Here is an 18,896-nt window from a genome sequence, read left to right as displayed (position 1 = left end):
TCGCCCCGGCCCCCTTGAATGAGCCACCAGCACGCTTGCCCTTCTTCTCTCCCTTGCCCGCCCCTGGCCCGGTCTCGGAGGTCGCGGAACGTCCGACATAGCGGGCGATCCAGATCGTATGCCTGGCTCCGGACGTGCCATGGGCATACACCTGACGTGCCTCGGCCTTGAAACCGGCCCGCGACAGACGCTGCGAGAAGCGCGCATCGGCCGTGGCCGACCACACTGCCAGAATGCCGGCAGGTCGCAGTGCCCTGGCGCATACCGCCAGCCCTTCCGCGCTGTAGAGCCAATCATTGTCGTCAGCGGTCAGCCCCTCCGGGCCATTGTCCACATCCAGCATGATGGCATCGAAACCGCCAGGTGCTTCGCGCAGCACCTCGGCCACATCGCGATTCTCGACGGTCGTGCGCGGATTGCGGATCGGATACCCCGCCTTGGCCCCCAGCGGGCCGTCATTCCAGGTGATCACGCCCGGCACCAGCTCGGCGACCACCACCTCGGCATCTGCCTTGAAGTGCGCAAGCGCCGAGGCCAGCGTGAAGCCCATGCCCAGACCGCCGATCAGAACACGCTGCGGCGCCGACGGCGTTCCGCGACTCTTCAGCAGGCCAGCAGGAATCTCTGCCAGCGCGTCTTCCGAGCCATGCATGCGGGTATTCATCAGCTGCCCCCCCTTGCCGCTCTCGATCTTGATGACGAAGTCCTCGCCATACTCGAACAGACAGAGCGAATCCGTGGTACCGGGGATCGGGGCGGTATCGAGCAGCACAAAACGTTTCATGGCATATCCAGGCTAGAAGAGATCACGCGACAATCGATACCTGCAGGCAACTCCAGCCGGGGCGACGCGCATTGACGCAATATCCCGCTGGCAGGCATCTGCATGATCCAGAGGAGCGTTATCCTACCAGCCATGCGCGTCATGGCGATAATGAGCCAGTCACTCCACAGGGATAGCTGCCAGAAAGGACAACAGCAGTGGCAACGGTTGAGAGACAACAGAGCCCCTGCAACAGAACTGGCACATTCTCGTGGTATCTCTAATACTGGCTAGGTGGTTACGAAAATCCACAATCGTTAATCAATGGAAGTTGCATAATGCAAAACGCTGGCGCGAAGGTGCCAGACACGCGGCAGCGATGCTCTCTGGCTTGAGCGCCAGCCAGACCACGACCTGCTCGGGAGATCGTGCCCGCCAAGCACGTCTCTCGGGTCATTGCCTGACCCCGCCTTGAGGCGACACACTATGGGGAAAGGCGGTCTGCGGGACAGGCGAGATGGTGATTTCGCACGACGATTCGCGCACGCAAACAACGACACCTATAACAGCGACGCCTGACAGAAAGACACTCTCACGTGGCGGCATACGCCGCCATGACCAGCGAATGACACGCATCATCCGCACTCGGGACACCGAGTGCCATCTAGGGGAACCACCGATGCCACACACCAACCCAGAGCAACTGGCGACCATCAGTGCCGAAAAGGTAGAGGAACGCTTTCGCGGTCTGCATCCCATCGTCGCGCTGGTGTCAGCCACGCGACTGATGCAATACCTGGAGCGTGAGGGCCTGATGCTGCAGGCACACCGCCGCCTGTGTGCCTGCATCATCCGAGAGGCCCTGCCCACGCTGGAAGCCGGTCCGGGGCATGACCCCGAGAACCTGCCAGAGCTCAATGTCCAGGCCTCACCCCTGCAACGAGAGCAGGCGCTTGCCCCCGCCGTGGCCTCCGTCTCGCCCCAGGGGGCCCCCACCCCGGCGACCGTTCACGACAAGCCACAGGGCGTCGTTTCCTGAACCGCTGACACCTGGCCTGAGCCGAAGATGACACCCCCGCCCGTTGCTTTCCCCTGAGCAACGGGCGTTTTCATTGGTGGCATGACCCCGCCCCACATGAACATCAAGTTTTTTGAATGTAGGGGTTTGAATCCGCACGAAGATCCACATGTCATTCAGGTAGGCGTTCGCGTCTGAAGGCGATTGCGTCGTCATCATGATTCACGGACAAGGAGTGACAGCATGAGTCAACTACAACCCCCGCAGCATCAGGATCATCAACCGGGTGATGAACATCGCATGCAGCCTCGCCCCGAATATATCCGGGAAGGCTATCAGGGCAGCGGAAAGCTCAAGGGCAAGGTCGCCGTCATCACCGGAGGCGACAGCGGCATCGGGCGCGCCGCCGCCGTCCACTTCGCGCGCGAAGGGGCCGACTGCATGATCACCCACGTCGGCAGCGAGGAAAAGGACGCCGAGGAAACCATCCGACTGATCGAGGCCGAAGGTCAGAAGGCCAGCCGCATCGCCGGTGACATCGGTGACCCGGCCTTCTGCCGCAAGGTGATAGAAGGCACGCTGGAGGAATTCGGCAAGCTCAACATCCTGGTCAACAACGCCGCCGAGCAGTACGACTGGAATGACGTGACCGAGATAGATGACGAGCAGCTCGAACGTACCTTCAAGACCAATCTCTTCAGTCACTTCTATCTGATCAAGGCCGCCGTCCCGCATCTTTCCAAGGGCGACTCCATCATCGCCACCTCCTCGGTCAACGCCTTCAAGGGCAATGACAGCCTGATCGATTACAGCGCCACCAAGGGGGCCATCCAGGGGCTGGTACGCTCGTTGTCCGGCACGCTGATGGACCGCGGCATCCGCGTCAATGCCGTAGCCCCCGGCCCGGTCTGGACACCGTTGATCCCCGCCAGCTTCGAGGATGACAAGGTCGCCGAATTCGGCAAGCAGGTACCGATGGAGCGCCCCGGGCAACCCAGCGAGATGGGTCCGGCCTACGTCTATCTGGCCAGCGACGATTCAAGCTACATGTCGGGACAGACGATCCACCTCAATGGTGGCGTCGTGCTCAACACCTGATCACGATGCGTCCTCGAACGCTTCACTGCGCCAGCGACTGGTGATCACTGTCCGGCCAGCGACGAGACGATCACCAGGCAGCAACACCAAAGGCCACCCGATCCGGGTGGCCTTTTTCACATTCCCATAGGGGTCTGCTCAAGGAATGCGTACCGCGTCTCAGCGCTTGTGCCGCGTTCGAATCACCTCTTCTCCCGGCCAGTATCAGGCCCTCCTGTCGGTCCGTATCAGGCATTTCACACGGCTGTAAAGCGTTGGCCTCTCTATTCTGGTAGCAGCCCAGGGAATTCCATGGGCAGGAAAGGAACGTCACTCGCGCTGCAGGAGGCCTGCATGTCCAAGCTGATTCTCTCGCTGGATGGTGGCGGCATACGTGGGGCGGCCACCGCCCGGTTTCTGATGCATGTCGATGCGACACTCAAGCGCGACCACCAGACCACACTGCGCGACTGCGTCGATTTCTACGCAGGCACCTCTACCGGCAGCCTGATCGCGCTGGCGCTGGCTACCACCGACATGAGCCTCGAGGACATCAACGGGCTCTACAGCGCAACCAATGCCAGGAAGATCTTCGTCGACAACCGCGGCTGGTTCGAACTCGATGGCATCAATGCGCCCAGGTACGAGGCCAAGGGCAAGAGCGCGATGCTCAAGAAGCATCTCGGCCAGGCCAAGCTCCGGGATGTCCCTGACGGCAAGCAGGTCCTCGTCGTCACCTACGGGATCGAGAGACGCCGCCCGCATGTGCTGAAGTCCAGCAAGCGCGAGCATCACAAGCTGCTGGCCTGGCAGGCGGCGGATGCCTCGAGCGCCGCGCCCACCTACTTCCCGACCCGCGACATGAAACTCGGGACGGACAATGAGCAGACCTGGCTGATCGATGGTGGCGTGATCGCCAACAACCCGACCATGTGCGCCATCGCCGAGGCCTGTCGACTGTGGCCGCATGACACCCGGCGCGTGCTGTCGATCGGTACCGGGACCCGCACGCGCAAGATCAACGGCCCGGATTCCCAGCATTGGGGCGCGGTGCAGTGGATGCTGGAAGGCAGTCTGATCGACGTGCTCTCCGACGAGAAGGTCGTCGGCTATCAGGCCATCACCATCTCGCCGCCGGGCAGCTACATCCGCGTCAACGCCGAGATGCGCCCGCAACCCGGATTGCCCAAGGCGCCTGACGATGCGATGGACGACATCAGCGTCACCAATATCCAGCGCCTCAAGGGCATGGGCGACTTCTGGTTCGCGCAGTACGGCGAGGCAGCGGTGGCGCTGATCATGGACCACTATCGTGGCCCGTCGCTGGACCGCATCGACCCCGCCACCGGCAAGCCCGAGGCCTATGAGCCACACTGAGCACGCCTGGCGCGACGCGAACTCGGAGACGCCTGTCAGCGATTTTGCTACTCTGCGCTGCCATGCTCCACGCCGACCCGAGTGTCTCCGATGCCCCAAGGTAGTTCGCAAGTGTCTCGCCGCCCCGTCACCCGCCTCCTGGCAGCGCTCAGTCTGTCATTGGCGACCCTCGCGCCCACCTTGACGCCGGGTCTCGCCCTGGCAGCCGACGATATGCACTTCGACCAGCCGGAAACCTTCGCCACCTTGAAGAAGGCGGTCGGCTATTTCGATGAGATGGACACCTTGCCGGAAGAGGCCTGGATCAGCCGCGATCAGGCCTCCGCGCGCAGTGATATGGACGAGATGATCGAGGAAGCCATGCAGGCCCTCGACGTGCCACAACTCTCGACCCTGCGCAGCACCTATCGACAGGTCGAGGACAAGATTCGCGAATCGCGCCGTGAGATTTCCGAGTTGAAAGAGAAGCGTATCCTGGCGCCCGACACCGAGGTCTCGACGCTGACGCGCTTCACGCCTACCGATACCCTGCGCGAATTCACCGCCAGCACACGCGGCGATTATGACCTGCTGATCGCCGCACATGAGAAGAACATCACCGCCTATCAAGGCGAGCTGACCACGCTGGAAGGCAAGCTGGCCGCGCGGCTCGATGAGATCGGCATCACCCTGACGCCGGACCAGGTCCAGGTGTGGCTGTCCTCGGTGGTCGGCGACGACGTGCTGACCATGAGTGTCGTGTTCGCCAGCATCAAGTCGGTGGCCCAGCAGCTCGCCGAGCTGACCCGCGACAGTGGCGAGAATCTGGACTACGCGCGTCGCTACTACGGCATGGTCGTCATGCTCCACCGCATGATCGTCACCATGCAGCAGGACTTCATCGCCCGCGTGGATGACGAGGTATTGCCGCAGCTGCAAGGGTTCGCCGACGAAGCCGAAGCCACCACGCGGGATGCGCGTACGCTGATCAAGCAAGGCGGCTCACGTGAGAGTCTGGAGAGCAACATCCGCGCCAATGCGCTGACGCTCAAGACGATCAACCTGTATCGCTCGCTGGTGAGCGAGCAGCGCGACCGCGTCAAGACATCGCTCACCAAGAGCCAACGCGAACTTGCGGTGGCGACCAATACCTATCGCACCGTCAAGCTCAGCGCGCATGTCGCCGACCTGATCCGCCAGGGCGTCAATACCTTCGACACCCTCGCCGGCCTGCAGGTACCGGTCGCCACCAGCTTCGAGAACAGCGCCATGCGTGAGGAATTCCGCAAGCTGACCGAGCGCATGCAGCAGGCAAAGTAGCACTCGCGTTCAGTGTCGATACCACGCCTTCGCCCTGCCGGGCGGAGGCGTTTTCAGTTCTGGCGCTGCTCAGTGCCGCCCTACCGGATGTCGCGCATGGTCAATATGCTCTCCAGCGTGCGTCTGAGCCGGGCCACCTCACTGACCAGACTCTCGCCTGCCAGCATGCCGACCCCCAACACCAGCCCGCGCCGCGAGTCCTCGCTGCTGCAGACCATGCTCAGTGGCCGCACGATCAGATGCTCCTTGACCATCAGTTGCGCGACACGCTTGTCATCGATCTCGGGGGCGAACTGCACGCACAGGCTGATGCCGCGCGAGGGCGGCGAGACGCTGATCACGCCCTTCACCTGACACAGCTGGTCATGCACCACCTGCTGTCGGCCGAGATAATCGCGCTGGATGCGCTGATACCAGGCATCGAGATCCCCATCGGCGATGAACTGCGCCAGTACCGCCTGATCCAGCATGCGCCCCTCGCGAAACACCTCGCTGCGCAGCCGATTCATCGGCCCGGCCAGCGCGCGCGGCACCACCAGATAGCCCAGCCGCAGGCCAGGAAACATCAGCTTGGAGAACGAGCCGACCAGCAGGCGATTGTCGGCGTCCGGATCAAACAGCAGCTGATCATGGTCATCGCCACTGAACTCGTAGTCATCCTCGAGGATATAGGTGGGCTGACAGGCCTCGCAGAGCGCCAGCTTGTCACGCCGTGAGGTAGGAACACTCAAGGGATAGTGATGCGAGCCGGTGAAATAGGCGATCTGCACCGGACGACGCGCCAGCAGGGCGATCTCGTGGCCCGGGGCATCGGCGGTGTCATCCCGGGGCCGCCAGGGAATCAGCTGGGTCTCGAGCCCGGCGGCCAGAAAGACATTGCGTGCCCCCCAGTAGCAGGGCGACTCCATCACCACCTGCTGGCCGGCGTCCGCCAGCGCCAGCGCGCACAGCTCGATGCCGTGGTGGGTGCCCTCGGTGATGATGATCTGCTGGGTATCGCAATCGATGTTGCGCCAGCGGCGCAGAAAATCCCGAATCTCCCGCTTGAGCGGGCCATAGCCACCGCTGGAATACGACAGCAGCAACGCGTTGTGGGGCACCGTGACGCTGGCATACAGCTGACGCCACTTGCGCATCGGAAAGCGCGCGATATCCGGAATGCCCGGCACGAAGGCGCCACTCTGGATCAGACTCGCCCCTTGCCCGCCCAGCACCCGGCGTGCGCGAGTGGAGAGCGGCAGTGGCGCAGGTGCCTCGGGCGAGGCGCTGCCGGGTCTCGCGGCATGCGGGCGGCGCGTCCAGGTGCCCTGCCCCTGCCCGGTGTGCAGATAGCCTTCCTCGATCAGCGACTTGATGGCCAATGACAGGGTGTTGCGTGCCACGCCCAGCGCCTCGCACAGCTTGCGATGCGCAGGCAGCCGTACCCCCACCGGCCATTGCTCACGAATCATCTCGAGCAATGCCTGCTCCAGCCGCACCTGCTTGCCCAGGGCCTGCGACTGGCGGCGATAGCACTCGATCAATGGCTCAAGCGTGGCCAGTTCCATGCAGGTCTCCCGATATCGTTCATGTAGCACGTAACGTCCATACGCTGCATAGATCACGTGAGCAACCAGCCTGGCTGGCGGGGTACAGCGCCCATTCATCCCTGATTATCCGCAGTCCACCAAGATTGGTCCAGTCAAACGCTCAATTGGTCTATTCGCCTGAACAGTGGCCGCTGATAGCGTGTCCCTCAGGCGCTGCCTACTGACTGATGCTCACAGCCCACGATGGCTGGATCGCTCCTGCGATGTCGACAGGAGCGAATTTTTCCCACAAGCCTCAGCCAGCGACAGGACTGACCTTGCACCTGCTTACCCGCCAGAACGTTCGGCAGAGGACAGCAGACGCACACGAAAGACATCAGCAGGTCCGGCACCGCCATATAACAAATTCCAAGATCGACTCGGACGCATCCCCCATGACCCAAACAACTCCCCCTGCAGAACAACTTGTCAGAGTCCTCGCCCGCGGCGACGTTCTGGCCCTCGCCTTCGGTGCCATGGTCGGCTGGGGCTGGATCGTCCTGACCGGCGGCATGATCCAGAATGCCGGCAGCATCGGTGCCATCATCGCCTTCATCATCGGCGGCATCGCCGTCGTGCTGATCGGCCTGACCTATGCCGAACTGGCCGCCGCCATGCCCAAGGTGGGTGGCGAACACGTCTACAGCTACCGTGCCATGGGACATTTCTCGTCCTTCCTGTGCACCTGGACCATCATTCTCGGCTACCTGAGCGTGGTGTCTTTCGAGGCGGTGGCCCTGCCGACCGTCATCGAGAACCTCGCACCCGGTTATGCCATCGGTCACATGTGGACCATCGCCGGCTGGGACGTCAAGGCCACCTGGGTCGCCGTCGGTGTCGGCGGGTCTCTGGCGATGATGGCGATCAACTATGTCGGCATCACCACGGCAGCGCTGCTGCAGAAGGTCGTGACCGGCGTGATCCTGATCGCCGGTGTCCTGTTCGTGACCGGCGCCCTGTTCGAGGGGGACGTCGCCAACATGACACCGCTGTTCACCCAGTCTGAGGGTGGCGTGACGGCTGGAATCATCGCGGTACTGGTGCTGGTGCCCTTCCTGTTCGTGGGCTTCGATGTCATCCCCCAGGCCGCCGAGGAGATCAATCTGCCCTACAACGCCATCGGCAAGGTGCTGATGATGTCCGTGGTACTGGCAGTGGTGTGGTATGCGCTGATCATCCTGGCCACCAGCCTGGCACTGGATCACGACTCCCTGCTGGCAAGTTCACTGAGCGTGCCGGATGCCATGCAGGCACTGTTCAACACGCCCTGGGCCAGCAAGCTGATGATCCTGGCGGGTATCGCCGGCATCATCACCAGCTGGAACGCCTTCTACATCGGTGGCTCACGCGCCATCTACGCCCTGGCGCATGCCGGCATGCTGCCGGCCGCCCTCGGCAAGCTGCACCCGAAACACAAGACACCGACCAACGCCGTACTGCTGATCGGCCTGCTGTCCTGCATCGCGCCCTTCTTCGGTCGTCCGGCACTGGTGTGGATCGTCGATGCCGGCGGGCTGGGTATCGTCATCGCCTATCTGTTCGTCGCGATCTCGTTCCTGATCCTGCGCATCCGTGAGCCGGACATGCCGCGTCCGTTCCGCGTGCGTCACGGCAAGCTGTGCGGTGTGCTGGCCATCCTGCTGTCCTTCGCCATGGCCTGTCTGTACCTGCCGGGCAGCCCTTCCGCACTGACCGGCACCGAGTGGATGATCTTCGGCGCCTGGATGGCACTGGGCCTGGTGATGTACGCCATCGCCCTCAAGCAATTCGGCCGTGAATACAGCGACCGCATCATGGCACCGGCCTTCACCGCTCACTGAGCAAAGGCCTCGTCATGTGACCGCCGGGCAGGTCCGTCCGCCTGCCCGGCCCCATCGGACTCGACTACCGCGAGCCGATATCAGGACAGTCCGCGCGATTCGCCAGCGCTGTCCACTCAATGAATGCACTGCACGCCAGACCGCCAGAGGAGCTCCACATGTCCCGTATTGCACTCCCGACCAGCGACTTCCTGAAGCGCTACGTCAACTCGGAGAACAGCCGCGACGTCTTCGTCCCTGCCTTGATCGGCAGCGAGCGCCGCGAGACCGGTACCACCTTCAACGTGACCAATCCGGCGACTGGCGAGCAACTGGCCCGTGTCGCGGAAGTCAGCGCCGAGGATACCCGTGACGCCGTCGCCGCCGCCGAGATCGCCGGCAACGCCTGGAAGAAGGTGCCGGTGAAGGAGCGCTCCGCCCTCTTGCGCCGCTGGCTCGACCTGGTGCTTGAGCACCGGGAAGACCTCGCCCAGCTGATGACCCTGGAACAGGGCAAGCCGCTGGCGGAATCGCGTGGCGAGGTGACCTATGGCGCCTCCTTCATCGAATTCTTCGCCGAAGAAGCCAAGCGCATGGCCGGTGAGACCCTGCCGTCCCACGGTGCCGACAAGCGCCTGATGGTACTGCGCGAGCCCATCGGTGTGGTGGCAGCCATCACGCCGTGGAACTTCCCGCTGGCGATGATCACCCGCAAGTGCGCGCCGGCGATCGCCGCAGGCTGTGCCGTGGTCATCAAGCCGGCCGAAGCCACCCCGCTGACCGCGCTGGCACTGGCGGATCTCGCACTGGAAGCCGGCCTGCCGGCAGGTCTGATCAGTGTCGTCACCGCCATGAAGCCGATCGCCATCGGCGAGGTGCTGACCACCGACCCGCGCATCCGCAAGGTCTCCTTCACCGGCTCCACCCCGGTGGGCAAGACGCTGATGGCGCAGTGTGCCTCCACCGTCAAGAAGACCGCGATGGAGCTGGGCGGCAACGCGCCGTTCATCGTCTTCGATGATGCCGATGTCGATGCCGCCGTCGACGGTGCCATCGCCTCCAAGTTCCGCAATGCGGGCCAGACCTGCGTATGCACCAACCGCTTCCTCGTCCAGGACGGCGTCTACGATGCCTTCGTCGAGAAGCTCGCGGCGCGGGTCGCCGCCATGCAGGTCGGCGATGGGCTGGTCGATGGCAACACCATCGGTCCGCTGATCAACGGCGCTGCCGTCACCAAGGTGCAGAGCCACATCGATGACGCCATCGGCAAGGGCGCGCGCCTGGTCACCGGTGGCAAGCCGCACGCTCTGGGCCACAGCTTCTTCGAGCCCACCGTGCTGGCCGATGTCACCACCGAGATGGTGGTGGCGGATGAGGAGACCTTCGGGCCGCTGGCACCGGTGTTCCGCTTCCACAAGGATGAAGACGCCATCGCGATGGCCAATGACACGCCCTTCGGCCTGGCCGCCTACTTCTACGCCACCGACTACCGTCGCATCTGGCACACGCTGGAAGCGCTGGAATACGGCATGGTCGGGGTCAATGAGGGCATGATCTCCACCGAGCTGGCGCCCTTCGGCGGCATCAAGGAGTCCGGTCTGGGTCGTGAAGGGTCTCACCACGGTCTGGAAGAGTTCACCGAGCTGAAGTACGTCTGCATCGGCGGTCTCTGATTTTGTGAGGACGCCTCGCGACGACGCCTCGCGACGATGCCTCGAGAGGACGTCTCACGACGTTATCCCACCACGTTTACTAGACAACGGTGGCATGGCTCGCGCCATGCCACCGGCAACAAGAAAAGGAACCTGACATGAGCCACTCTCAGCTGAGCAACGAACAACTCGACGTCCTCAAGCACAAGTTCGTCGCCAAGGGTGCCGTCACCGCCACGCCGCAGTTCGCCGACACCGCGCTGAACGCCGAGATCTGGGATGCGGACGGCAACCGCTGGATCGACTTCGCCGGCGGCATCGGCGTGCTCAACCTGGGTCACCGTCACCCGAAGGTCGTCGCCGCCGTCAAGGCACAGCTCGACAAGGTCATGCACACTGCCGCGGGCGTCATCTCCTACGCCCCGTACGTGCAACTGAGCCAGAAGCTGGCCGAGCTGACGCCGGTGCGTGGCCCGGAACGCAAGACCCTGCTGGTCAACTCCGGCGCGGAAGCGGTCGAGAACGCCATCAAGATCGCACGTGCCGCCACCGGCCGCAGCGGTGTCATCACCTTCGACGGCGCCTTCCACGGCCGCACCATGATGACCCTGGCGATGACCGGCAAGGTGCTGCCGTACAAGAACGACTTCGGCCCGATGCCGGGTGACATCTTCCGTGCGCCCTACCCGAACCCGATTCACGGCATCAGCGAAGAGCAGTCCCTGAACGCCATCCGCACCCTGTTCAAGACTGACATCGCACCGCACCGCACCGCCGCCATCGTCATCGAGCCGGTGCAGGGCGAAGGCGGCTTCTACATCGCCTCGCCGAGCTTCCTCACCGCGCTGCGTGAACTGTGTGACGAGCACGGCATCCTGCTGATCGCCGATGAAGTGCAGTCCGGCTTCGCGCGTACCGGCAAGCTGTTCGCGATGGAGCACAGCGGCGTCGAAGCCGACATCATGACCATGGCCAAGAGTCTGGCCAACGGCATGCCGCTGTCAGCCGTCGTCGGTACCGCCGAGGTGATGGATTCCTCCGGCCCGGGGTCGCTGGGCGGCACCTACAGCGGCAACCCGCTGTCCTGCGCCGCGGCCCTGGCCGTCATCGACGTCATCCGCGAAGAGAACATCCTGGAGCGCAGCACCCAGATGGGCGAGCAACTGGCCGCGCGTTTCGCCCAGTGGGAAGAACGCTTCGCGCATGTCGCACACTCACGCAACCAGGGCTCCATGGCGGCCTTCGAGCTGGTGGACGCCGATGGCAAGCCGGACCCTGCCGCGACGGCGGCCGTATGTGCCAAGGCCAAGGAGCTGGGGCTGATCCTGCTGTCCTGTGGTTTCTACTCCAACTCCATTCGCGTGCTGGTGCCGTTGACGGTCGAGCCGGAAGTGCTGGAAGAAGGTCTCGACATCGTCGAGAAGGCGCTGGAAAGCCTCGCCTGATCCACGGCCTGTCATGAGACAGGCAAGCCAACCAACGGCCACCTTCGGGTGGCCGTTGTCGTTTCCAATGCCACTCGCTGCGCTGGAGGGAAACCCTGGGCCGAGAAATGAATCGCAAGCTCATTACCCATCTAACCATATAGCCAATCAACCCAAGCAGCCTTTTGTAGCAAGTAATTGATTAAATTATGATATTCGCTGCATTTCTGCGTATTCCCGACCGATTCTCGCCATGCCACACGCCATCGTGAACGACGGCTGCCAGAGAGAGACCTTTCTCATCGGCAGCACCTCGAGTGACCCCTACCATGACTGACAGCAACGCCCACGACTTCAAACGCAGCATGCAGCAGCGCCATCTGGTGATGTTGTCCCTCGGCGGTGTCATCGGCACCGGCCTGTTTCTCAGCTCCGGCTATACCATTCAACAGGCCGGTCCGGCGGGGGCGGTGCTCGCCTATCTGATCGGCGGACTGGTGGTCTATCTGGTGATGATGTGTCTCGGCGAGCTGGCCGTGCACCACCCGGAACCCGGCGCCTTCAGCGCCCACGCCACCCGCTATCTTGGCCCGGCCACCGGCTACACCGTCGCCTGGCTCTACTGGCTGACCTGGGCCGTGGCACTGGGCTCGGAATTCACCGCCTCTGCCGTGTTCATGGGGCGCTGGTTCCCCGATGTCGAACCCTGGATCTGGTGCGGGCTCTTCTCGCTGATCGTGTTCGGCATGAACATCGTCTCGGCACGCTTCTTCGCCGAATCCGAATTCTGGCTGTCGTTGATCAAGGTCGCCGCGGTGATCGTGTTCATCGCCGTGGGCGCCGCCGCCATGTTCGGCTTCACGTCACTCTCGGGCAACACCGAGGCGCCGGGCGTCACGCGCATCCTGCAGGAGGGGGTGTTCGATCACGGCGTGATGCCGATCCTGATGACACTGCTGGCCGTCAGCTTCGCCTTCTCCGGCACCGAGCTGATCGGCATCGCCGCCGGCGAAAGCGAGAACCCCGATAAGAACGTGCCCCTGGCGATCCGCGCCACCCTGTGGCGGCTGATCATCTTCTTCATCGGCACCATCATCGTCATCGCCGCCCTGCTGCCGCAGGACAGCGCCGGTCTCAAGGAAAGCCCCTTCGTGGCGGTCTTCCAGCTCACCGGCATCCCCTACGCGGCGGACATCATGAACTTCGTGATCATCACCGCGCTGCTGTCGGCGGCCAATTCCGGTCTCTACGCCGCCTCGCGCATGCTGTGGACCCTGGCGGACCAGAAGACGCTGCCCCGCGTGTTCAGTCGCGTCAATCAACGCGGCATTCCGGTGCCCGCGCTGCTGATCACCATGCTCGGCGGTCTGCTGTCGCTGCTCTCGAGCGTCTATGCCGAGGACACCCTGTATCTGGCGCTGGTGTCGATTTCCGGGCTTGCCGTGGTGCTGGTGTGGATGGCGATCGCCGCCAGTCAGTTCAGCTTCCGCCGCCAGTGGCTGAAGGCCGGCCACAGCGCCAGCGAGCTGACCTACCGCGCGCCGCTGTATCCCGTCGTGCCGATTGCCGCCTTCCTGTTCTGCGCGCTGGCCTGCATCGGCATCGCCTTTGACCCCAACCAGCGCATCGCGCTCTACTTCGGCGTGCCCTTCGTGGCGCTGTGCTATCTGGTCCACTTTCTGACCCATCGCTCGTCTACCGACGACGCCAATTCCCCGACTCCGACCCCGCAGGAGGCCCTCGATGCCCGCTGATGCCATCCGCAATCCGCTGAGCGCCATCACCGCCCAGCAGCCCTTCCTGATCGTCGATGGCGCCCTGGCCACCGAGCTTGAGCGTGCCGGATTCGATCTCAACGACTCGCTGTGGTCGGCCAGGGTGCTGGCCGATGAGCCGCAGGCGATCGTCGATGTGCACCGCGCCTACTTCGAGGCCGGTGCCGATGTCGCCACCACCGCCAGCTATCAGGCCACGCTCGAGGGCCTGATGGCGCGCAGCCTGAGCGAGACCCAGGCCAGCGCGCTGATCCAGCGCTCTGTCACCCTGGCCGCCCAGGCCCGCAGCGAGTACCTGGCCGCGCACCCGGAGCGCCTGGACTGCCCGCCGCTGGTCGCGGCCTCCGTCGGCCCCTATGGCGCATATCTCGCCGATGGCAGCGAATACCGTGGCGGCTACGCGCTGGACCGCGCCGGCCTGCGCGACTTCCACCGTGCCCGCCTCGCCACGCTGCTCGATGCCAAACCGGACGTGCTCGCCGTCGAGACGCTGCCGTGTGCCGAGGAAGCCCAGGCCGTGTGTGACCTGCTGCGCGATGACTTCCCCACGGCGCGTGCCTGGATCGCCTTCAGCGCGCGCAACGCCAGCGAATTGAGCGACGGCACGCCGATCCGAGAGGCCGTGCGCGCCATCGCCGACTGCGAGCAGGTGGTCGCCATCGGCGTCAACTGCACCGCGCTTGAGCACATCGAATCGCTGGTGCGCGAGATTCGCGGCGAGACGGACAAGGACATCGTCATCTACCCGAACTCCGGCGAGGTCTATGACCCTGTCACCAAGACCTGGTCTGCCGCCTGCGCCGTCTTGGTAGATTCTGATGGCGACGGCTCTGAACACGATCATGACCTCGCCGGCTGGACACCGCGCTGGCTGGCCGCAGGTGCCACGGCCATCGGTGGCTGCTGCCGCACCGGCCCGGATGATATCCGCGCGCTGGCGGATCTACGCAAGGCGCTGGGTTGATTGAGTTGCTGAGTCCAGTGCAGTGAATACGAAGCAGTGAATACGAAGCAGTGAATACGCAGCACTGAACTCCAAGCGCTGAACTCCAAGTACTGAATTATTAGCGCTGAACACGAACGCCCTGTCCGGTCATGACACATGATCGGCCAGGGCGTTTTCGGTAGCGTCCCAGGCCCAAAATCTCTAGGATGGCAGGACACTGATGAGCGATTGCTCAAAATCATTCCAACGTGCTCTCAAGATGGCCCTAGGCTCCCATTGAAGAGCGCGTGAGAGATCAGCAGGAGAATCCCCATGTCACAGCTCGATATCCAGGTCGCCTACGACGTGGTCTGCCCCTGGTGCTGGATCGGCAAGCGTCATCTTGATGACGCCATCGCGCAACTCGACTTCAAGGATGACGTGCGCGTCAGCTACCTGCCCTTCCAGCTCAATCCGTGGGTGCCACGTGAAGGCATGGCGCGCGCCGACTACCGCGCGCAGAAGTTCGGCAGTGTCGAGCGTGGCGCGGAACTGGATGCCCAGGTGGCCCAGTCAGGCGCGCAGAGCGGCGTCACCTTCCGCCACGCCCTGATGGAGCGCACGCCCAACTCCACCGATGCCCAGCGCATCGTCTGGCGCCAGCAGTCCGAGGGTCTGGCGGAGCGCCCGTTGCTGGAAGCACTGTTCACCGCCTACTTCCACGATGGCAAGGACGTGGGAGACCGTCAGGTGCTGGCCGAGATCGCAAGCCACCACGATGAGAATCTGAGCATCGAACAGGCGCTGACCTTCCTCGAATCCGACGCGGGCGAGCAGGAAGTCGCGGCCCAGCAGGAAGCGCTGCGCAATGCCGGTATCCAGTCGGTGCCCAGCACCATCGTCGGTCAGTACTACGTGCCCGGCGCGCAGCCGGTGGAAGTGCTGGTGCAGATGCTCAATGAGGCGCGTGCCCAGCAGAAGGATTGATCTGCCACGCACTGATGCCAAGCGCTGGCACCAAGCGCGAATGCCATGAACGGACAGACGACACGCCCTTCGCAAGGATGGCGTGTCGTTTTGCGTTCAGGCATAAAGGAAAGGCTGATTGAGGCAAGTCACGACAACAATACGACTCACGACAAGGACTGCTGCATGCCGCGCCCCATCATTCTCGATTGTGATCCCGGCCACGACGATGCCATCTCGCTGATTCTGGCCCTGAGTTCAGACGCGCTCGACGTACTGGCCGTCACCACCAGCGCCGGCAATCAGACGCCTGACAAGACCCTCAACAATGCGCTGCGCGTGCTCACCCTGCTGCGGCGGCATGACATTCCGGTCGCCGGTGGCGCGCCGAAACCGCTGGCGCGTGAGCTGATCATCGCCGACAACGTGCATGGCGAAAGTGGCCTGGATGGCCCCAAACTGCCGGACCCCGCCTTCGCTCCCGTCACCCAGAGCGCCATCGAGCTGATGGCCGAGAAGGTCCATGCCTGTGAGCAGAAGGTCACGCTGGTGCCCTCCGGCCCGCTGACCAATATCGCGCTGTTTCTCTCAGCCCATCCGGAGCTACACCACAAGATCGACAGCATCGTGCTGATGGGGGGTGCGGCAGGTGTCGGCAACTGGACCCCCGCCGCCGAGTTCAACATCTTCGTCGACCCCGAAGCCGCCGACATGGTGTTCAAGTCCGGCCTGCCCATCGTGATGTGCGGGCTGGATGTCACCCATCAGGCGCAGATCATGGATGAGGACATCGAGCGTATTCGCGCCATCGACAATCCCGTCGCCCAGTGTGTCGCCGAGCTGCTCGACTTCTTCATGATCTACCACCGTGACCCCAAGTGGGGCTTCAGCGGTGCGCCATTGCATGACCCCTGCACCATCGCCTGGCTGCTGAAGCCTGAGCTGTTCACCGCTGTCGAGTGCTGGGTCGGGGTCGAGACACAGGGCGAGCATACCCAGGGCATGACGGTGGTCGACCGTTACCAGCTCACCGGCAAGCCACACAACGCCAGGGTGCTGTTCGATATCGACCGCCAGGGTTTCGTTGACCTGATCGCGCAACAGCTCAAGCACTATCAATGACTACCGATGACTATCGATGACTACCGCTGATCGCCACGCCAGTGCCACTGCTCCACAAGAGCACGACCACGACCACGACCACGACTACGACTACCTGATCGTGGGCTCGGGCTTTGGCGGCTCGGTGTGCGCGCATCGCCTGACCGAGAAAGGCTATCGCGTGGCTGTCATGGAACAGGGCAAGCGCTGGACGCCGGACAACATGCCCCGCTCCAACTGGCGTCTGAGCCGCTGGCTGTGGCGGCCGATGCTGGGACTGCGCGGCTTCTTCACCATGAGCTTCTTCCGTCACGTCATCGTGCTGCATGGCAACGCGGTGGGCGGCGGCTCCATCACCTATGCGCAGACACTGCTGGTGCCGCCTGCCAAGATCTGGGACAACGGCCAGTGGGCGGGGCTCAATGACTGGCATGCGGTGATGCCAGAGCATTACGCCACGGCGCAGAAGATGCTCGGCGTGACGACCAATCGGATCATCGCACCGGCGGATGACGCCCTGAAACGCATGGCGGCGGTCGCCGGCTGTGAGGACACCTGGTACCCCACCGAGGTCGGCATCTTCTTCGGCCCCGAGGGCGAAAGCGGCACGCCCGCCGCCGGCAGCCCCCATCCAGACCCCTACTTTGCTGGTGAAGGGCCTGAACGAAAAAGCTGCATCGGCTGTGGCGGCTGCATGATGGGTTGCCGTCATGGCGCCAAGAACACACTCGACAGGAACTACCTGTATCTGGCCGAGAAGCACGGCGCCAAGGTGCAAGCCGAGACCAAGGTGATCGATGTCGTGCCGCTCAATGGCAAGACGGACGGGGCCGATGGCTATGCGGTGACGACGGTGCCCTCCACCTTCGCCGGGCTCTATCTTGGCCTGGGCAAGCGCCGTGTCACCTGTCAGTCCATCGTCTTCGCTGGCTCGTCGCTCGGTACCCAGGAGTTGCTGTTCCGCCTCAAGGACAAGGGCTCATTGCCGAACCTCTCGGATGCGCTGGGCAAGCGGGTGCGCACCAATGCGGAGTCCTTGATCAGCTGTCGCATGCCGGACAGTCCCGATGACATGTCCCGGGGCATCGCTATCGGCTCCGGCATCCATATCGATGAGCACACCCATATCGAAGCCACGCGCTATCCGGCGGGCTCCGATTTCATGGGGCTGCTGTTCACCGCGATGGCCAGGGGCAAGCCCAGCTGGACACGCCCTTTTTCCTGGCTGAGCGCGATGGCGAAGCTCTTCCTCGCCAATCCACTGCGCGCGCTGAGATTCCAGCTGCCGTGGGGCTTCGCGAAGGAGACCATCATCTTCCTGTGCATGCAGACGGCGGAGGGCCACCTCGACATGACACTCAAACGCCTGTGGTACTGGCCATTTCGCAAGGCGCTGGTCACCGAGGGCAAGCGCATTCCCACCTTCATCCCCGAGGCGAATGACTTCGTCACGCGTGGCGCCAAGGCCATCGGCGCCATCCCCGGCAGCAGCATCCCCGAGATACTCTTCAACATCCCCACCACAGCGCACTGCATGGGCGGCGCGGCCATGGCGGCCTCCCCCGAGGACGGCGTCTGCGATGGCCAGAATCGCGTCTTCCATTACCGCAACATGCTGATCTGTGACAGCTCGATGCTCGCCGCCAACCTGGGCGTCAATCCCAGCCTGACCATCACCGCCCTGGCGGAACATGCGATGAGCCATATCCCGCGCAAGGACTGATCTTCACAACGCCCGGTGTGGGAAGTACTGGTGCAGGAAGTACTGGTGCAAGCAGGTGCTGGCGCACGAAGCGCTGGTGTAGAGAGAAAGCGACGGCTGGTATCATTGCCCGCCAGCGTCTCAGGCCAGGTGCCTACAACGCGCGGGATCGATCAACACGGGAGCAACAGCAATGAAACGGGTGTCACTCTTCAGCATGGCGAACTGCCCGCACTGCCAGACAGCCAAGCAGTATCTCGAGCAGCAGAAGATCGGCTTCCGCCTGGTGGATGTCCGATCCCCCACGGGACAGAAGGAATTCGCCAAGACCGGCTTTCGCAGCGTGCCGGTCCTGAAGATTGGTGATCAGTTCTTGAAGGGGTTCAGCGTCAAAGGATTCAATCAGCTGTATAAGGGTTGAGTGAGGCATTCTAAGCAGTGGGATAGAGT

14 protein-coding genes and 1 pseudogene are annotated in these 18,896 nt (G+C 63.4%); 13 read left to right on the top strand and 2 right to left on the bottom strand.

What is annotated here, in order from left to right; translation table 11 throughout:
- Positions 1–103: 103 nt before the first annotated feature.
- A pseudogene (locus QD228_RS07230) lies at positions 104–784 on the bottom strand (hypothetical protein); the annotation flags it as partial.
- A gap of 658 nt (positions 785–1,442) precedes the next feature.
- On the opposite strand from QD228_RS07230, the gene QD228_RS07225 reads away from it, so the two are divergent.
- The 4 genes from QD228_RS07225 to QD228_RS07210 all read left to right on the top strand — a co-directional run bounded on the left by QD228_RS07225 (position 1,443) and on the right by QD228_RS07210 (position 5,534).
- Positions 1,443–1,802 (top strand): hypothetical protein, encoded by a 360-nt coding sequence (locus QD228_RS07225; protein ID WP_077376109.1) that lies wholly within the window; start codon positions 1,443–1,445, stop codon positions 1,800–1,802.
- Positions 1,803–2,024: 222 nt separating this feature from the next.
- Positions 2,025–2,879 (top strand): SDR family oxidoreductase, encoded by an 855-nt coding sequence (locus tag QD228_RS07220; RefSeq protein WP_077376106.1) that lies wholly within the window; start codon positions 2,025–2,027, stop codon positions 2,877–2,879.
- A 333-nt stretch (positions 2,880–3,212) separates the two neighbouring features.
- Positions 3,213–4,235: a patatin-like phospholipase family protein gene (locus tag QD228_RS07215; protein ID WP_279874937.1), complete on the top strand. Its 1,023-nt coding sequence runs from the start codon at positions 3,213–3,215 to the stop codon at positions 4,233–4,235.
- Positions 4,236–4,346: 111 nt separating this feature from the next.
- Positions 4,347–5,534 (top strand): hypothetical protein, encoded by a 1,188-nt coding sequence (locus QD228_RS07210; protein ID WP_279874936.1) that lies wholly within the window; start codon positions 4,347–4,349, stop codon positions 5,532–5,534.
- A gap of 80 nt (positions 5,535–5,614) precedes the next feature.
- Here QD228_RS07210 and QD228_RS07205 read toward each other — a convergent pair whose 3' ends face one another.
- Entirely contained in the window at positions 5,615–7,081 is a 1,467-nt protein-coding gene (locus QD228_RS07205) for a PLP-dependent aminotransferase family protein (protein ID WP_279874934.1), read from the bottom strand.
- A 416-nt stretch (positions 7,082–7,497) separates the two neighbouring features.
- On the opposite strand from QD228_RS07205, the gene QD228_RS07200 reads away from it, so the two are divergent.
- The 9 genes from QD228_RS07200 to QD228_RS07160 all read left to right on the top strand — a co-directional run bounded on the left by QD228_RS07200 (position 7,498) and on the right by QD228_RS07160 (position 18,867).
- Complete coding sequence (locus QD228_RS07200; RefSeq protein WP_279874933.1) at positions 7,498–8,922, top strand: APC family permease; 1,425 nt, start codon at positions 7,498–7,500, stop codon at positions 8,920–8,922.
- 158 nt (positions 8,923–9,080) lie between these two features.
- Entirely contained in the window at positions 9,081–10,574 is a 1,494-nt protein-coding gene (locus QD228_RS07195) for an NAD-dependent succinate-semialdehyde dehydrogenase (protein WP_279874932.1), read from the top strand.
- Between the two features lie 152 nt (positions 10,575–10,726).
- Positions 10,727–11,998, top strand: coding sequence for a 4-aminobutyrate--2-oxoglutarate transaminase (gene gabT, locus QD228_RS07190; protein ID WP_279875079.1), 1,272 nt, complete (start codon positions 10,727–10,729; stop codon positions 11,996–11,998).
- A 308-nt stretch (positions 11,999–12,306) separates the two neighbouring features.
- A complete protein-coding gene (locus tag QD228_RS07185; protein WP_279874931.1) occupies positions 12,307–13,731 on the top strand; it encodes an amino acid permease in 1,425 nt (474 codons plus the stop codon).
- Complete coding sequence (gene mmuM / locus QD228_RS07180) at positions 13,721–14,716, top strand: homocysteine S-methyltransferase (protein WP_279874930.1); 996 nt, start codon at positions 13,721–13,723, stop codon at positions 14,714–14,716. The genes QD228_RS07185 and mmuM overlap by 11 nt, the downstream gene beginning before the upstream one ends.
- A gap of 294 nt (positions 14,717–15,010) precedes the next feature.
- Positions 15,011–15,664 (top strand): DsbA family oxidoreductase, encoded by a 654-nt coding sequence (locus tag QD228_RS07175; RefSeq protein ID WP_279874929.1) that lies wholly within the window; start codon positions 15,011–15,013, stop codon positions 15,662–15,664.
- A 165-nt stretch (positions 15,665–15,829) separates the two neighbouring features.
- Positions 15,830–16,765 carry a pyrimidine-specific ribonucleoside hydrolase RihA gene (gene rihA / locus QD228_RS07170; RefSeq protein WP_279874928.1) on the top strand — a complete coding sequence of 312 codons (936 nt, stop codon included), beginning with the start codon at positions 15,830–15,832 and terminating at the stop codon, positions 16,763–16,765.
- A gap of 16 nt (positions 16,766–16,781) precedes the next feature.
- Positions 16,782–18,467, top strand: a complete 1,686-nt coding sequence (locus tag QD228_RS07165) for a GMC family oxidoreductase (RefSeq protein ID WP_279874927.1) — start codon at positions 16,782–16,784, stop codon at positions 18,465–18,467.
- 172 nt (positions 18,468–18,639) lie between these two features.
- Complete coding sequence (locus QD228_RS07160) at positions 18,640–18,867, top strand: glutaredoxin family protein (RefSeq protein WP_279874926.1); 228 nt, start codon at positions 18,640–18,642, stop codon at positions 18,865–18,867.
- The last annotated feature ends 29 nt before the right edge of the window (positions 18,868–18,896 follow it).

Source organism: Cobetia sp. 3AK (assembly GCF_029846335.1).
Taxonomy (GTDB): domain Bacteria; phylum Pseudomonadota; class Gammaproteobacteria; order Pseudomonadales; family Halomonadaceae; genus Cobetia; species Cobetia marina.
This window is presented reverse-complemented; position numbering and strand designations above follow the sequence as displayed.

Coding starts and splice junctions, on each gene's coding strand:
- QD228_RS07225 (WP_077376109.1), top strand. CDS start 1,443: ATGCCACACACCAACCCAGAGCAACTGGCGACCATCAGTGCCGAAAAG.
- QD228_RS07220 (WP_077376106.1), top strand. CDS start 2,025: ATGAGTCAACTACAACCCCCGCAGCATCAGGATCATCAACCGGGTGAT.
- QD228_RS07215 (WP_279874937.1), top strand. CDS start 3,213: ATGTCCAAGCTGATTCTCTCGCTGGATGGTGGCGGCATACGTGGGGCG.
- QD228_RS07205 (WP_279874934.1), bottom strand. CDS start 7,081: ATGGAACTGGCCACGCTTGAGCCATTGATCGAGTGCTATCGCCGCCAG.
- QD228_RS07200 (WP_279874933.1), top strand. CDS start 7,498: ATGACCCAAACAACTCCCCCTGCAGAACAACTTGTCAGAGTCCTCGCC.
- QD228_RS07195 (WP_279874932.1), top strand. CDS start 9,081: ATGTCCCGTATTGCACTCCCGACCAGCGACTTCCTGAAGCGCTACGTC.
- QD228_RS07185 (WP_279874931.1), top strand. CDS start 12,307: ATGACTGACAGCAACGCCCACGACTTCAAACGCAGCATGCAGCAGCGC.
- mmuM (WP_279874930.1), top strand. CDS start 13,721: ATGCCCGCTGATGCCATCCGCAATCCGCTGAGCGCCATCACCGCCCAG.
- QD228_RS07175 (WP_279874929.1), top strand. CDS start 15,011: ATGTCACAGCTCGATATCCAGGTCGCCTACGACGTGGTCTGCCCCTGG.
- rihA (WP_279874928.1), top strand. CDS start 15,830: ATGCCGCGCCCCATCATTCTCGATTGTGATCCCGGCCACGACGATGCC.
- QD228_RS07165 (WP_279874927.1), top strand. CDS start 16,782: ATGACTACCGCTGATCGCCACGCCAGTGCCACTGCTCCACAAGAGCAC.
- QD228_RS07160 (WP_279874926.1), top strand. CDS start 18,640: ATGAAACGGGTGTCACTCTTCAGCATGGCGAACTGCCCGCACTGCCAG.